At 56.3% G+C, this 14,518-nt stretch carries 14 protein-coding genes and 1 pseudogene; 8 read left to right on the top strand and 7 right to left on the bottom strand.

Translation table 11 applies throughout. The annotated features are described in order from the left end of the window. The 4 genes from HXW73_RS09185 to gloB form a co-directional block, all read right to left on the bottom strand. Positions 1-1,074, bottom strand: a complete 1,074-nt coding sequence (locus HXW73_RS09185) for a microcin C ABC transporter permease YejB (RefSeq protein ID WP_186252836.1) — start codon at positions 1,072-1,074, stop codon at positions 1-3. Positions 1,075-1,109: 35 nt separating this feature from the next. Next, entirely contained in the window at positions 1,110-2,909 is a 1,800-nt protein-coding gene (locus tag HXW73_RS09180) for an extracellular solute-binding protein (protein WP_240538605.1), read from the bottom strand. A 138-nt stretch (positions 2,910-3,047) separates the two neighbouring features. Further along, positions 3,048-4,262, bottom strand: coding sequence for a transglycosylase SLT domain-containing protein (locus HXW73_RS09175; protein WP_186252834.1), 1,215 nt, complete (start codon positions 4,260-4,262; stop codon positions 3,048-3,050). A gap of 26 nt (positions 4,263-4,288) precedes the next feature. Beyond that, positions 4,289-5,056, bottom strand: coding sequence for a hydroxyacylglutathione hydrolase (gene gloB / locus HXW73_RS09170; RefSeq protein WP_186252833.1), 768 nt, complete (start codon positions 5,054-5,056; stop codon positions 4,289-4,291). Between the two features lie 110 nt (positions 5,057-5,166). Here gloB and HXW73_RS09165 point away from each other — a divergent pair, with 110 nt between their 5' ends. From HXW73_RS09165 to nudC, 4 genes are read left to right on the top strand one after another with little or no spacing between them, the layout of a single operon-like run. Then, entirely contained in the window at positions 5,167-5,913 is a 747-nt protein-coding gene (locus HXW73_RS09165) for a methyltransferase domain-containing protein (protein ID WP_186252832.1), read from the top strand. 59 nt (positions 5,914-5,972) lie between these two features. Continuing rightward, positions 5,973-6,434 carry a ribonuclease HI gene (gene rnhA, locus HXW73_RS09160; protein ID WP_186252831.1) on the top strand — a complete coding sequence of 154 codons (462 nt, stop codon included), beginning with the start codon at positions 5,973-5,975 and terminating at the stop codon, positions 6,432-6,434. Between the two features lie 9 nt (positions 6,435-6,443). Beyond that, positions 6,444-7,175: a DNA polymerase III subunit epsilon gene (gene dnaQ, locus HXW73_RS09155; RefSeq protein WP_186252830.1), complete on the top strand. Its 732-nt coding sequence runs from the start codon at positions 6,444-6,446 to the stop codon at positions 7,173-7,175. Next, complete coding sequence (gene nudC, locus HXW73_RS09150) at positions 7,168-7,950, top strand: NAD(+) diphosphatase (RefSeq protein ID WP_186252829.1); 783 nt, start codon at positions 7,168-7,170, stop codon at positions 7,948-7,950. Before dnaQ ends, nudC begins: the two co-directional genes overlap by 8 nt. A 21-nt stretch (positions 7,951-7,971) precedes the next feature. Here the strand turns inward: nudC and HXW73_RS09145 are convergent, their stop codons facing one another. Continuing rightward, positions 7,972-8,283, bottom strand: coding sequence for an SCP2 sterol-binding domain-containing protein (locus tag HXW73_RS09145; protein WP_186252828.1), 312 nt, complete (start codon positions 8,281-8,283; stop codon positions 7,972-7,974). A 175-nt stretch (positions 8,284-8,458) separates the two neighbouring features. Here HXW73_RS09145 and sohB point away from each other — a divergent pair. After that, positions 8,459-9,491, top strand: a pseudogene (gene sohB, locus HXW73_RS09140) (protease SohB). A 21-nt stretch (positions 9,492-9,512) separates the two neighbouring features. Here sohB and HXW73_RS09135 read toward each other — a convergent pair. After that, positions 9,513-9,830: an ArsR/SmtB family transcription factor gene (locus HXW73_RS09135; protein ID WP_066317489.1), complete on the bottom strand. Its 318-nt coding sequence runs from the start codon at positions 9,828-9,830 to the stop codon at positions 9,513-9,515. A gap of 290 nt (positions 9,831-10,120) precedes the next feature. On the opposite strand from HXW73_RS09135, the gene HXW73_RS09130 reads away from it, so the two are divergent. The 3 genes from HXW73_RS09130 to HXW73_RS09120 all read left to right on the top strand — a co-directional run bounded on the left by HXW73_RS09130 (position 10,121) and on the right by HXW73_RS09120 (position 13,656). Continuing rightward, a complete protein-coding gene (locus HXW73_RS09130; protein ID WP_186252827.1) occupies positions 10,121-12,034 on the top strand; it encodes a propionyl-CoA synthetase in 1,914 nt (637 codons plus the stop codon). Positions 12,035-12,156: 122 nt separating this feature from the next. Beyond that, on the top strand, positions 12,157-12,825 hold the full coding sequence (locus HXW73_RS09125) for a 7-cyano-7-deazaguanine/7-aminomethyl-7-deazaguanine transporter (RefSeq protein ID WP_186252826.1): 669 nt from the start codon (positions 12,157-12,159) through the stop codon (positions 12,823-12,825). A 24-nt stretch (positions 12,826-12,849) separates the two neighbouring features. Then, complete coding sequence (locus tag HXW73_RS09120; RefSeq protein WP_186252825.1) at positions 12,850-13,656, top strand: alpha/beta fold hydrolase; 807 nt, start codon at positions 12,850-12,852, stop codon at positions 13,654-13,656. A gap of 6 nt (positions 13,657-13,662) precedes the next feature. Here the strand turns inward: HXW73_RS09120 and HXW73_RS09115 are convergent, their stop codons facing one another. Beyond that, positions 13,663-14,517: a GIY-YIG nuclease family protein gene (locus tag HXW73_RS09115; RefSeq protein ID WP_240538604.1), complete on the bottom strand. Its 855-nt coding sequence runs from the start codon at positions 14,515-14,517 to the stop codon at positions 13,663-13,665. Between the last annotated feature and the right edge of the window lies 1 nt (position 14,518).

Below are 14,518 nucleotides of genomic sequence, written 5' to 3'. Positions count from 1 at the left end.
TCACGACTCCCGGGTGGCAAAGTCGATGCGCGGGTCAACCCACACATAGGTTAAATCCGACACCAGTTTCAGCAGTAACCCGATGACCGTGTAGAGGAATAGCGTACCGAAAATGACCGGATAGTCGCGCTGCATGACCGCTTCAAATCCCAACAGGCCCAGCCCATCCAGAGAGAAAATCACCTCAATCAGTAACGAGCCGGTAAAGAAGATACCAATCAGGGCTGAGGGCAGGCCGGCAATAATGATCAGCATGGCATTCCGAAACACGTGCCCATAGAGAATGCGCTGCTCATCGGCGCCCTTGGCGCGGGCTGTCAGTACATATTGCTTGTGAATTTCATCCAGAAAGCTGTTCTTGGTCAGCATGGTGAGGGTGGCAAAACTGCCAATCGCCGCGGCCAATACGGGCAGCGTGATATGCCAGAAATAATCCTTGACCTTACCCCAGGTGGAAAGCTGATCGAAATAAGGGGAAGTGAGCCCCCTGAGTGGAAACCAGTCCAGGTAGGTGCCGCCGGCAAACAGCACGATCAGCAAGATGGCGAATAAAAAACCTGGGATGGCGTAACCGACGATGACCAGCCCGGATGTCCAGACGTCAAACCGTGAGCCATGGCGCAGGGCCTTGCGTATCCCTAGCGGAATGGAGATGAGGTAGACCAGCAAGGTCGTCCAAAGCCCCAGTGAGATAGACACCGGTAAGCGCTCTATCATCAAATCAATTACCGGCCGGTCGCGAAAAAAGCTAGTGCCGAAATCGAAGGTGAGATAATCCGCCATCATGCCGATGAAACGCTCATGGGCAGGTTTATCAAAGCCAAACTGCTGTTCCAGTTGCTCAATAAAACGAGGGTCGATGCCTCTGGCACCGCGGGACTCGTTGTTGACCTGTACATCGGCACCCCCCATATCCAGGCGAGTGCTGGCCATTGCATCGGCGCCTTCAAAGCGCGCCAGCATTTGATCGATGGGGCCGCCAGGCGCGGCCTGCACGATAATGAAATTGAGCAGCATGATCCCGACAAGGGTCGGGATCATCAACAACAGTCGGCGTAGGGTGTAACGTGCCACAGAACTCTCCATGGTTCATCAAGAATAAGCCAGGGTCAGCGTCGTGACCGGCGCTGTAAAGCGGCTTCACGTTCCGGGACCACCCACCAGGCGTCTAAATCCATGGCGTATTCAGGGAAGGGGTCGGGATAACCGAATTTATCCCATATGGCGATCCGCGTCTCACCTGAATGATAGTGGGGAATGACATAAAACCCCCAACGCAGGACCCGATCCAGCGTTTGGACTATCGTATTGAGTTCTTCGCGGTCTTCTGCTCGAATCAGCTTTTCCACCAGATCGTCTATAGCCGGATGCGCAAGCCCCATGCGGTTGCGGCTTTGTGGAGAGTCGGCTGACTGGCTGGTCCAGAAGTCACGCTGTTCATTGCCCGGGTTGTTCGACTGGGGGAAGTGGCTGATCACCATATCAAAATCAAAGTTGCGCTGGCGATTGAGGTACTGATTGATATCGACGATCCGCATCGAAGTTTGTACACCCAAGCGGGCCATGTTGCGCAACATCGGCTGCACCACGCGCTCAAGCCCTGAATCGTATAGCAACACTTCAAGGCTCAGCGGCTGTTGGGTGTCCTGATGGACCAGGACGCCGTCTTCCACGCTATAACCTGCCTCGCGAAGCAGGCCCAGGGCCAAACGTAGCCGTTCGCGGAGGTCGCGAGGATGGTCGATGGGTAGGGGTTCCGTGAACAACCGCTCTGACTGGTGGGATTCCATCAGCGCCTCGCGATGCGGTTCGAGTAATGCAAGCGCTTCATCGCTCGGGCGGCCTTTGGCTTCCATTTCAGAATTTTGAAAGAAACTTTCCGTGCGTCGGTAAGTATCGTAAAAAATATTGGTATTCAACCATGGAAAATCAAAGGTCAGGCTCAGCGCTTCACGCACGCGCGGATCCTGGAATTTTTCCTTGCGCAGATTGAACACAAACGCCTGCATCATGGAGGGGTTAACATCGGGCACCGTGATGCGCTTGACCAGCCCTTCTTCGTAAGCGGGAAAGTCGTAGCCAATCGCCCAGGTTGCAGCGCGCGCGTCAGTGCGAAAGTCCGTTAATCCGGCCTTGAAGGCTTCCCAGGCAATATCCCGATCCCGGTAATAATCGTAGATTACCTGGTCAATGTTGTAACGGCCCACGTTGACCGGCAGGTCTTTTGCCCAATACTGGTCGTCGCGTTGATAGACAATCCGTCGACCGGGGTCCACTTCGCCAATTTTATACGGGCCAGATCCGGGGTGCGCTGCCAGTGTCGGGGCGGTGAAGTCATGCTGTTCCCAGTAATGCTTTGGCAAAACGGGGAACTGGGCGACGATGAGCGGCAACTCTCGTGACTCGCTGTCGCTTAGAGTGAAGCGGACCAGGTGGTCATTCAGGGCAACGGCTTGCTCAACCCCCGCGTAGTAGCTGCTATAGAAAGGGTTGCCTTCATCACGCAACAGGTTCAGCGAAAAGACGACGTCTTCAGCGGTGACCGGTTCGCCGTCCTGGAAGCGAGCTTCGGGGCGAAGGTCGAATTCGATCCATTCGCGATCGGGGTCGAGACGCACACCCTCCGCAAGCAAGCCATAAAGACTGAAAGGCTCGTTAGGGTTGCTTGCCATTAAGGTATCGTAGATCTGCAGTATTCCCGCAGCTGGCGTGCCTCGAATAATGAAGGGGTTGGTCGAGTCGAAGCTGCTTCCCACGGCCGTATGCTTGATAGTCCCACCTTTGGGGGCGTCGGGGTTCACGTGGGAGAAATGCGGAAAATCCTCAGCAAGGGCGGGGGTGTCATAAAGCGACATCGCATGCTGGGTTTCGATAGGGGCCGAGCCATCCGTGGCGGGCGACTGTGTCATGGGGGAATCGCTACTGGCATGAGTGCTTGTGGCCAGTAGCAATGACATAAGCAGCGCGTTACGGGTAAGAGACAAAACAGGACGCACAATAACGCCACAGCGCATGGGGCAATTTCCCTATCAACAAGGCAATGAGTCTCAACGTTCTGAAAGTGTCAGGAGTTGACCTGCTTGTAAAGCTTCTGGACGTTCAATCTCATTTAAACGCATCAACTCTTGAGCGCTCAGATTATAGCGATTCGCGATCGCTGAGAGGCTATCGCCACTTTCAACGCGGTAAGTATCGGGCGTATCGGCGTTGGCAATGGTCTGACGCTGATTGGCACCGTTTGATAGCTCTGCGAGAACGTCATGATTCACGTCTTCAGGTACTAGCAGCGTTTGAGCACTTGACGGGTTGAGCGCACCATTGAGGAGACCGGGATTGAGTTCAGCCAATGCCGATTTATCTACCCGAAGCAACTTTGACGCTTCAGACAGGGTGACCGAATGCTCAAGCTTTACCTTGGCGAAGGCCGGCTCTGTATGGATGTCCGGCAAACTGATGTTGTAGCGTTCCGGGTCATCGATAATCGTGGCAATAGCAAGTAACTTGGGCAGGTACTGCATGGTTTCCTGGGGCAGGCTCAGGTCCCAATATTTGCCTCGCAAGCCTTGGCTTTCGGCGCGTTGTTTGGCTTTATTGACTGTCCCGGCGCCCGCATTGTAGGCGGCAAGAGAAAGCTGCAGATCACCCTCGTACCACTGGTCGGCCTGCATTTCGAGGTAGTCCAGCGCGGCGTTAGTCGAGGTGACAACATCGAGCCTGCCGTCGTAATTACCGTTGCGTACAAGCCCTAAAGCGTCACCGGTGCCAGGCATGAATTGCCACAGCCCCGCAGCGCCTCGATGACTTCGCGCGCTGGGATCAAAAGAGCTTTCAACGAAAGGAATAAGCGCTAATTCTCCCGGCAGGTTGCGATCACTTATTTGCTGAGTGATCCAGGCAAGCCATGGACTTGCACGTCCGGTGATTTCAACAATATTTTCAGGGCTCGAACGGTAGTGATCTATCCATTCATCGACACGTGCCTGTGCGTCGGCAGACAGCGACTGCTCACGCCAGTGGAAGCTTTCGCGCAGTTTGCTCCAGGCGTCCTGCGGTTCCAGCATCAGTTCTTCCCAGAAATGTACATGGGTAACTGTGGAGTGAGAGGACGCCGAGGCGTCAGATGTGTTGAAGGCTGATCGCGGAGAAGGATCGTATTGGTTGGCTGACGCCTGAGAGTTAGCGGCAGCCGCCAGTAACAGGCTCATGATCACGGTGCTGCCGGCGCCCAATAAAAGGCGTTGGCGAATCGTGCGATAAGTCATAATGGTTTACGTCGTTGCGATAGCGTTTAGAAACGATTCTTCCACTCACGAAGAGTGGCGAACGTTGCGAGATCGTCATCAATAGCGCCCTGCTTGCTTGCGGCGTTGCGGACACTTTCAGTATCGACACGCAAGTAGGGATTGATTTTCAGCTCGCGTCCTATCGTGCTGGGTAAGGTGGGGCGGTCTAATGCCCGCGCCTTCTCACACTCTGTCAAGGCGTGTTTAACGTCTTCGTTTTCCGGGTCTGCTTCGCTGGCAAAGCGAAGGTTGGCCAGCGTATATTCGTGCGCAGCGAACACGAAGGTTTCTTCCGGCAGGGCGGCAAAGCGTGTTAATGCCTTGTGCATCTGCTCAGGGGTCCCTTCGAAAAGACGACCGCAACCGGCGCAAAACAGGGTGTCGCCACAAAACAGTAGGGGGGGAATCCCTGGTGTAAAATAGCTGATATGGTCTAACGTATGCCCAGGCGTCTCTATGACCTCGAACAAGCGACCCATGACGCGAACTTCATCGCCATTACTGACGCGCTCTTCGATCCCTTCGAGTGAGGGATTAGCCGGGCCTATTACCCGCGGGGCATAGCGCCTGATCAATTCCCCCAGCCCATCGGTATGGTCAGGATGATGATGAGTGATCAGGATAGTGCTGAGTGACAACGACTCGCGTTCAAGAAACTCGATCACTGGCAACGCTTCACCAGGGTCCACCACGCACACCTCTTGACTGGTGTCCTGTCGGAGCAGCCAAATATAGTTGTCGCTTAAGGCGGGAATCGGTGTCACGCTCAGCATAGGCGAGATCCTTTAACGAACGATGGGTTAGCGCTTACGATTAATTAATAGCGCTCTCATGATTCATGCAAGACGTCAAAAAGCAGATACTGTGGAGGGTTGAGCGGTACATGTCAAATTCAACGGCGGCAGAGACACTCGCCCACACGCTATCTAGCAGCCGCGCCTACTGGGCGTCAGAGGCAGGCAAATCATTGTGGGATTCCCAACGCGCCTGCCTTGGGCCTGTCGTTGATTCCCGTTGCGGTGGTCACAGCCTTGAAATGGGAATGGGGCCAGCACTGATGTCGATGTCCGGCATTGCCCATCGCCTGCAGTGGGCCCCCACCCGTGCGAGTGCCCCCAGCGACCAGACGTTAATTTGTCCACCCGACAGGCTGGCATTACCGGACAGCTGTTTGGATGTCGTCGTGCTCCACCATTGGCTTGAGCATTTGCCGGATGCCCATCATGCGCTGCAAGAAGCCGCACGCGTCACCTCAGATAGTGGCCTGCTGGTACTGTTCGGATTTAATCCTGTGGGGGTCAGCGGTGTGGTCAAACAGTGGCGCAAGCGCCAGGGGCAATACCCTTGGAACGGGCAATGGCGAACGGCTAGCCGGATGGGGGACTGGCTGGCATTTGTCGACTTTGAGGTGGAGCGAGTAGACTACTGCTGCTTTAGAAGCTGGCCGGGAGGGCGCTGCGTCGAGCACTGGGAGTCACTGGGCCGGCGCTATAACTGCCCCCTGGGGGAAAGCTACATGGTGCTGGCCAAACGCCGCCAACGCCATGCACCCAAGCAACGCATTAAATTTGGTCTGAAAGCGCCGGTGGCCGCGAACTCCCTGGGGGCGACGCGTACCAACAGCCATTAACCGCCGTCATCCAGTCAGTAGACCAGCTGAGACATCATTGATTTAAGGACGCACACAACGTGACTGACACTGACCGGTTACCCCAGGTAACCGTGTATACCGATGGAGCCTGCCGTGGGAATCCCGGCCCAGGCGGATGGGGCGTTGTGCTAGCAAGCGGCCAGCATGAGAAAACCCTGTATGGGTATGAAGCACAAACGACCAATAACCGAATGGAATTAATGGCGGCCATCATGGCGCTGCGTACATTGAACATCCCTTGTCAGGTGGCGATCTGGACGGATTCCCAATACGTTCGTCAGGGCATCACGCAGTGGATTCATAACTGGCGTAAACGCCAATGGAAAACCGCTGCCAAACAGCCTGTCAAAAATGCCGAGCTGTGGAAGCAGCTTGATGCCGAGGCCCAGCGCCATCAGGTCGAGTGGCACTGGGTAAAAGGCCATAGCGGCCATCCCGGCAATGAACGAGCCGATGCTCTTGCCAACCAGGCAATTGATGAAGCAGTACAAAACGCATAGGAGGCCATGATGCGCCAAGTCATATTGGATACGGAAACCACAGGTATTGATCCCAGAGAAGGTCACCGGCTGGTAGAAATCGGCGCTGTCGAAATGGTCAATCGGCGTTTTACCGGGCGTACCTACCATCAATATATTAATCCAGAGCGTCACATCGATGCTGAGGTCGTCGCGGTTCACGGGATTGATGATGCCAAAGTCGCCAACGAACCGGTGTTTGCCCAGGTTGCCGATGATTTCTGGGCCTTTATCGAAGGGGCTGAGCTGGTCATTCATAACGCGCCCTTCGATGTGGGGTTTATTGATCACGAATTGAAAATGCTGAAGGGCCGCGGGCAACCGCTGGGCCCCGTGGGCGATTATTGCCGCATTCTCGACACCCTGGTGATGGCCCGAAAGATGCACCCCGGCCAGCGCAACAGCCTTGATGCGCTTTGTAAGCGGTACGATATCGACAACGGTCATCGCGTACTGCACGGCGCCTTGCTGGACGCCGAGATCCTGGCTGATGTCTATCTGGCCATGACTGGCGGGCAGACGGCACTCACGCTGGATGCCGAGGTCAACCAAGAGCAGCGTAGCGATATGCCGTCCGAGTCAGGGCTGTCGGTTCAGCGCATGTCATTAACGCCTGGGCAGCTTCGGGTCATTGAGCCCACTCAGGGCGAGCGGCAAGCGCACCTAGCGAAATGTGAAACGCATCAGCTACGCTGGTTCGAGGATATGCCGGGCAATGCTTAGACGAGAAATTCCCCATGAAGCACGGGCAGGGCGTGTTCTCTACCTTTCACGCAGTCGTCTTGCGCCTGCTGAGACGAGGTCAGATGGCGAGGCGTTGACCCCGCTCCATCCCTGGCAGCAGTGGACTCCAGAGATGCAGCCGCTTTGCTACTGGGAGGAGGAACCTGTTGCGCTACAGTTAGCCTCATCGCCGGGCGAGGGATGGATAGACGGGCGGCAATGGATGGGTGAGTTGCCGGCACACTGGTACTCGCTGCTATCTACCGCCCTGCAAGTGGGCGCCTGGTTGGAAAATCATCGCTTTTGTGGTCGCTGTGGTGCGGAAGCCACGAAGCTCACAACTGAATTTGCGATGCATTGCCACGCCTGCGGTCACCGTAACTACCCGCGCATCTCGCCCTGCATTATCACCTTGGTGACCAGTGGCGAAGCGATGCTACTGGCCCGTAGCCCGCGCTTCCCGCCTGGCCGCTACTCAACCCTGGCGGGTTTTATTGAGCCGGGTGAATCCGCTGAAGAGGCCGTGCATCGAGAAATTTTTGAAGAGGTGGGTGTCCACGTTAGCCAGTTACGCTATTACCAGAGCCAGGCATGGCCGTTCCCACATTCACTAATGCTGGGCTTCTTTGCCGAGGCGACCACGCGGCGGATTCGCATTGACGGGGTGGAAATCAGTGATGCGGCGTGGTTTTCACCCCGCCAACTGCCTACGCTACCGCCGACCTATTCGATCTCCCGCGAGCTGATTGAAACCCATTTAAAACACTGGCGGTGATAGGGGCGGGAAGCTGTCGACTTACTCGCCGGGGAAAAGGCTTGTCAGCTTGGTGGCCAGCATCACGTTGCCCGTTGCCTTGAGCTTGCCAGTCATGAACGCCGTCATGCCGTTGATGTCGCCATTCATGATGCCTTTCAACGTGTCAGTACTCATGCTCAGGCTCACCGACGGGTCGTCGTGCTCACCCTCTTGAATATCGAGGTTGCCATCCTGAATATCCAGGTAATGACTGCCCGCATCAGAAAAATGAAACTGGAAAATTTCATGCATCCCCTGAGCGGCCTGCGGGTCAAAGCGGGCTTGCAACTTTTCGAGGGTATTGGTTGACATAGTAGCGTTCCGTTAAAAACGAGATGGAATGAAGTGGCGTTCAATCTGTAGCGACATCGTACAATTGGCCGCCTTGGGACGAGAGAATATTTCAAACATATGTTTCATATCAAGCGCCGTTTTCATGCAGCGGTCAACGGTGGCAGCTTGATGGTAATCGATCAAGGAGACGCACGTGAACGAATGGGTCGTAGAGATAGGTACGTTTATCGTACAAGTCTGCATTGTCGGCGCTGTTATCGGCATCGGTGTATTGCTTATTGCGCGTGCCAAGGCAGAGGGAGAGCGCGACTTAACGTTGCACGTAGAACCCCTGCACGAGCGGCGCCGTAGCCGCGCTCGTCGCCTACGGCTCGCCGCGACGCCCGCCGGCATTCGCAAAAAGCTACTCAAGACTTTCCGTCGTGAGGACAAGCATCGCCGCAAAGAAAAGGGCGAAACTGGGACGCCCGATGTATGGGTACTTACATTCAAGGGCGATATGAAAGCCTCAGCCACCGAGCATTTTGCCCAGGAAATCTCAGCGCTTATCGAGGTCGCCAAACCTGATGATGAAGTGGTGATCTGTCTTGAGTCGCCCGGTGGCCTGGTTCACGCCTATGGCCTGGCCGCTGCCCAACTTGATCGCCTGAGAGAGGCAGGGCTTACGACTACTGTTTGTGTGGACAAGGTGGCGGCGAGTGGCGGCTACCTGATGGCATGCACCGCGCATCACATTAAAGCGGCACCTTTTGCCGTGGTGGGGTCCATTGGCGTGGTCGCCCAGATTCCTAATATTCACCGCTTGCTCAAGCGCCACGATGTTGACGTTGAAATGCTGACGGCGGGTAAATATAAACGCACGCTGACCATGCTTGGAGAGAACACTGATGAGGGGCGTGAAAAATTCCTCGAAGACCTCGAGAACACGCATCAATTATTCAAGCGTTATGTTGGCGAGCGTCGCCCCGATATGGACATTGATGCCTTGGCGACGGGCGAGATCTGGTACGGCAGTGAAGCGCTGGAGCGTAAACTGGTCGATAGTGTCGGCACCAGCGAGGCGTATTTGATGGAGCGTATCGCACAAGCCCATGTCTATCGGGTGAAGCTGGAGCCCCCCCAAGACAGTTGGCCGCAAGTTTGGGCTGGCGATTGCCAGCGGCGTGGAAAACGCCGTGCTCAAGGGGCTAAGCATGCTGGAAGCCACTGGCTGGCATCGTCGCTAACCCCCCTCTAGTTGCTGCAAATCAAGCAGCAAAATGATCCGCCAAGGTCGTGATGATGGCCTTGGCGCTATCACTACTGAGCGAATAATAAATCGTTTGTGATTCCCGCCGAGTATTTACCAACTGGTCGCGACGCAAAATTGCCAGATGCTGTGAAAGAGCCGATTGGCTAAGTGCCAGCTGTTGGTTGATCTGCGTTACCGAAAGTTCCTTGCCTGCGAGCAAACATAAAATCTGCAGCCGTTTTTCATTGGCCAATGCTTTCAACAGGTTGGTTCCCGCCTCAATGGCGTGTCCGTTATGATTAAGCAGGCGCGCAGCACTCTTGGAAGCCGACATGGGAATCTCCTGGCCTACCTCTGGAAGGTAGCGTTGTTATAGGTTGTTGAAGGCATCGCCGCGTTGTAGGTACTGATTATTTAATGATCAGTAATTTAGTGAGGTTTGTCCAAGTGGCTGTTTAACGGTTTATCAATGGTAATTAACGCACACTGTCGACAATGAAGCCCATTCCGTGAACGACCTATCGGCTGGTAGCCCATGGTCTTACAGAAAAGCATTGGTTTAGTGCATACAGTGTCAACAATCCTCAAAACATTTTTCCAATCACAATAACGATAGGTGTCCCCATGCGCCGCTACCCGCAGATTTACCAGCAATCCATCGAGCAGCCAGAGCAGTTCTGGGCCGAACAGGCCAGGCGGATTCCCTGGATGACGCCGCCCACGACGATACTGTCTTACGATGAACAGCAGCACGCGCGGTGGTTTGCCGACGGCGAGATGAACCTTTGCCACGCGGCGCTGGATTATCATGTCGAACAGGGGCGAGGTGAGCAGGCCGCCATTTTCTGGGACTCGCCGGTGACGCAAACCCAGCAAACCATTACCTATCGCGAGTTACTGGACCGGGTGGCAGCGTTTGCCGGTGGTCTCCAACAGCTAGGCGTTGAAAAAGGCGACCGAGTGGTCATCTATATGCCGATGATTCCGGAGGCGGTGGTTGCCATGTACGCCTGCGCCCGGCTGGGGGCGATTCATTCCGTCGTATTCGGCGGCTTCGCTCCCCATGAACTGGCCGCACGGATCGAAGACGCCGCGCCGAAAGTCGTCGTCGCTGCCTCCTGCGGTATCGAGGGAGGCAAGGTGTTGGCCTACAAGCCGATCATCGATCAAGCCTTGGCGTTAAGTCCGCACCAGCCCGATGCCTGCGTTATCAAAGTCCGCGCGGAATGTGACGTCGAGTTCAAGGAACGGGAATACGACTGGGAGGCCCTTGTCAGCCAGGCGACTCCGGCCGACTGCGTGCCGGTAAAAGGCACCGACCCGCTCTATGTGCTGTATACCTCAGGCACCACGGGGAAGCCCAAGGGTATTGTGCGCGACACCGCTGGCTATGCCGTGGCGCTGGCTTACTCGATGGAGGCGATTTATGCCCTGGCGCCGGGCGATGTGTTCTTTACCGCTTCAGACGTTGGGTGGGTCGTCGGCCATTCCTATATCGTCTACGGCCCGCTGTTACACGGCTGCAGCACGGTCCTTTACGAGGGCAAGCCGGTCAAGACGCCCGATGCGGGGAGTTTTTGGCGTCTCATCGAAAAATATAACGTCACCAGTTTCTTTAGTGCGCCCACGGCCTTTCGCGCGATTAAAAAAGAAGACCCGGATGCACAATGGCTTGCAAAGTACGACATCAGTTGTCTCAAGCATCTTTACGTTGCCGGTGAGCGGCTTGATCCGCCGACCTATCATTGGCTTGACGACCTGCTCGACGTGCCGGTCATCGACCACTGGTGGCAAACCGAAACCGGCTGGCCCATCGCCGCAAACCTGCCGGGTATCGAGCCCATGCCCACCAAGGCCGGGTCGGCGACCGTACCGGTGCCTGGCTTTAACGTGCAGGTGCTGAACCGTGATGGCGAGCAAGCCGCCCCCCTGGAGCAGGGCAGTGTGGTCATCAAACAGCCGATGCCCCCGGGTTGTTTAACCGGTGTTTGGGGAGATCCCAAGCGCTTTCACTCAGCCTATATGGCAGCTTTTCCAGGCTATTACCTGACCGGAGACGGCGGCTTTTTTGATGAGCAGGGCTACCTGTTCATCATGGGGCGCACCGACGATGTGATTAACGTGGCAGGCCACCGGCTTTCTACCGGCGAGATGGAAGAAGTGGTGGGCGGCCATCCGTCGGTCGCCGAATGCGCGGTCATTGGTGTCCATGATGATCTTAAAGGACAGCTACCCGTTGGCCTGGTGATTCCCAAAGATGGTTACACAGAAGGTGAAGAAGCCCTCGAGGCGGCCTTGATCGCTCGTGTCCGGGAGCAAATTGGTCCCGTGGCCTGTTTCAAGCAAGTCATCGTTGTCGACCGACTACCGAAAACACGCTCGGGTAAAATCTTGCGGAAGCTGCTGCGCAATCTGGCCGACGGCCAGGAGGTGGGCATCCCCTCAACGATTGATGACCCCACCAGCGTGGAGGATGTGCATCGCGCCATGTGTGACCATGAGGTTGGCCGCGCCAACAAGGCGCCTCCGCTCGTCTAGCGCGCTTTTGGCTGGCCACTTTTATTGCGGTCGAGAAGGCGTATAATGCGCCTCTCACCGCACTGGGTGCGCAATGCATTGAGGGTTCCCTAACCCCTCGTTATCACAAAAAGGCCAGCCACATGTTTGTTTTAAACGACGCTCAGCACCGCCGTTGCCTCGCTGTCATGGTGGCGTTTCACATTGGTATCATCGCCGCCAGTAACTACCTTGTTCAGCTTCCGTTCACGCTGTTTGGCTTCCATACGACCTGGGGTGCCTTCAGTTTTCCGTTTATATTCTTGGCCACTGACTTGACCGTCAGACTGTTTGGCAAGGGGCCTGCTCGTACGATTGTGCTCCGTGTCATGCTGCCTGCGTTGGTCGTCTCGTATGTGGTCTCGGTGGTTTTTCCGCAGGGCAATTTCGCAGGCCTGGGCGCGTTGAGTGAAGGCAATCTGTTTGTCGCGCGTATCGCGCTGGCAAGCTTTTTGGCTTACGTTATTGGTCAGCTATTGGACGTGCAGGTGTTTGACCGTTTGCGGCAATGGGTATGGTGGGTCGCGCCGGTATTTTCTACCGTGCTGGGCAACCTGGCCGATACCTTTGCGTTCTTCTCGGTCGCCTTTTACCAGAGCCCGGACCCCTTCATGGCCACCCATTGGGTGGAAATTGCCGCCGTCGATTACGCCATCAAGCTCGCCATCAGTCTGCTGTTTTTCCTGCCCCTGTATGGCCTGTTGCTATCCTGGTTGACGCGCCGGCTGGTGGTCTGGACAGATCAGTCTGACATGGCGCCGCGCACCGCCTAATACCCCAAGAGACGAGGAGCTCCGATGAGTGACGCCCTGCCCATAGATTTACACTACCTGGACCAGCCCTCGGAAGCGCACGCCGATGCGACCCCGATGGTGGTTATCCATGGACTTCTTGGTAGCGCCGACAACTGGCGCTCGCATCTCAAGGTATGGCAAACCTCACGGCGGGTGATTGCGGTTGATTTACGCAACCACGGCCGTTCCCCCCATGTCGAGGGAATGAGCTACGCCCAAATGAGCGCCGATGTCGTCGCCTTGCTCGACAAGCTCGGATTATCACAGGTGCACCTGGTGGGTCATTCCATGGGCGGCAAAGTGGCGATCAGCCTGGCCCGTCAACACCCCGATCGTGTTGCCTCGATGGTGGTGGCGGACATTGCGCCAGTGGCTTATCAGCACGGCCATGATGATGTCTTTGCCGCGCTGGAGCGGGTGAGGGAAGGGCAGCCCGCCAATCGCCGCGAAGCGGATGCGCTACTGGCAGAGTACGTCGATTCCCGGCCGACCCGGCTGTTCCTTGCCACCAATCTGGTGCGGGGTGAGCAGGGCGGGCTCAAGCTCCGCGTTGGGCTGGATTACATCCGCCAGGATTACGAGGCTATTATCGGCGTGCCATCGGGGGAGGCTGCCTACAGTGGGCCAACGCTGGTACTGCGTGGCGATGAATCGCCCTACGTGAGCGACGCCATGCTGCCAGCGTTGCGTGAGATACTCCCCACTGCGCGGGTCGTGACGCTAAAACAAGCCGGACACTGGTTGCATGCCGATCAGCCCGTGGCCTTTCAGCAATCGGTCGACGCGTTTTTGGCGGCGCAAACTTCCTGAACCGAGCTATAGAGGCTTGATGGATAAGCCGTACTCATCAGGTTGGCGTAAAAAGCGCTGCAGGATGCGATAGCTGTCGATATCGAAGCTGGCTGACGCGGTATCCAGCTTTTTGGCGGCGGCTAAGGTCTTGGCACTTCCCAGGTAGCACCACTGATTTACCACGTGCCAGGCCACTGCCTTGTGTTCCGGAGGAGATTCCTTGATGACAATTCGCCCCGGCCACGGCCAAGTGTTGACCTGTAGTGGCTGCAGCGCCGTTTGGGCGCGCTGCGTGTGATCGCTGATTGTTTCGTTACCGCAACAGGCGCCGCGGCACTTACCTATCTGGCTGCCAAAACAGCGGCCTTTACCCGCCTCCAGGCCCAGCACCCGTGGGCAAAGCTGGTGCGTTTCGGCAAGCGTACGCAACGCCTCCTTGGCACTGGGAGCATTACGGTAAAGGCCGAAGAAAGCCCCCGTTGCTGGTTGATTAAGCGCCGAGCCGCTGAGCAGTTGTGGCTGTGTCGCCCCCTCGGGCCAATGCCAGGTGGTGAGGTTACGCTGCTTGCGTAATTGACGATTCATGATCGGTAGCAGTGACTTGACCAACTGGGCTTCACGTAGCTGGGCGCCCAGATCCCCGGCTGTTTCTTCCCACTCTATATGCTGTATCTGCTCGACCATTCGCATCGCTTTATAGTCGTGGCGGGCTCGCTGAAAATGGTCGCGCACACGGTCGCGCAGCCGGATACTTTTGCCGACGTAAAGCGGTAGCCGGTTATGGCCATAGAAAAGATACACCCCGGGCCCAGGCGGTAGCTGGTCGAGCATTTCCTTGTCAATCCGGGGCGGTCGTTGAAGACGCTGGGTGTCATCCAAT

Origin of the sequence: Halomonas sp. SH5A2 (assembly GCF_014263395.1) — a bacterium.
Taxonomy (GTDB): Bacteria; Pseudomonadota; Gammaproteobacteria; order Pseudomonadales; family Halomonadaceae; genus Vreelandella.
Note: the sequence above shows the minus strand (reverse complement) of the source record. Positions and strands in the feature narration are given on the sequence as shown.

What these genes read in the sequence shown, in the direction of transcription:
- nudC (WP_186252829.1), top strand. Translation starts at nt 7,168, where the DNA reads ATGCTTAGACGAGAAATTCCCCATGAAGCACGGGCAGGGCGTGTTCTC.
- dnaQ (WP_186252830.1), top strand. Translation starts at nt 6,444, where the DNA reads ATGCGCCAAGTCATATTGGATACGGAAACCACAGGTATTGATCCCAGA.
- HXW73_RS09165 (WP_186252832.1), top strand. Translation starts at nt 5,167, where the DNA reads ATGTCAAATTCAACGGCGGCAGAGACACTCGCCCACACGCTATCTAGC.
- HXW73_RS09145 (WP_186252828.1), bottom strand. Translation starts at nt 8,283, where the DNA reads ATGTCAACCAATACCCTCGAAAAGTTGCAAGCCCGCTTTGACCCGCAG.
- HXW73_RS09130 (WP_186252827.1), top strand. Translation starts at nt 10,121, where the DNA reads ATGCGCCGCTACCCGCAGATTTACCAGCAATCCATCGAGCAGCCAGAG.
- HXW73_RS09125 (WP_186252826.1), top strand. Translation starts at nt 12,157, where the DNA reads ATGTTTGTTTTAAACGACGCTCAGCACCGCCGTTGCCTCGCTGTCATG.
- HXW73_RS09175 (WP_186252834.1), bottom strand. Translation starts at nt 4,262, where the DNA reads ATGACTTATCGCACGATTCGCCAACGCCTTTTATTGGGCGCCGGCAGC.
- HXW73_RS09180 (WP_240538605.1), bottom strand. Translation starts at nt 2,909, where the DNA reads ATGACACAGTCGCCCGCCACGGATGGCTCGGCCCCTATCGAAACCCAG.
- gloB (WP_186252833.1), bottom strand. Translation starts at nt 5,056, where the DNA reads ATGCTGAGCGTGACACCGATTCCCGCCTTAAGCGACAACTATATTTGG.
- HXW73_RS09135 (WP_066317489.1), bottom strand. Translation starts at nt 9,830, where the DNA reads ATGTCGGCTTCCAAGAGTGCTGCGCGCCTGCTTAATCATAACGGACAC.
- HXW73_RS09120 (WP_186252825.1), top strand. Translation starts at nt 12,850, where the DNA reads ATGAGTGACGCCCTGCCCATAGATTTACACTACCTGGACCAGCCCTCG.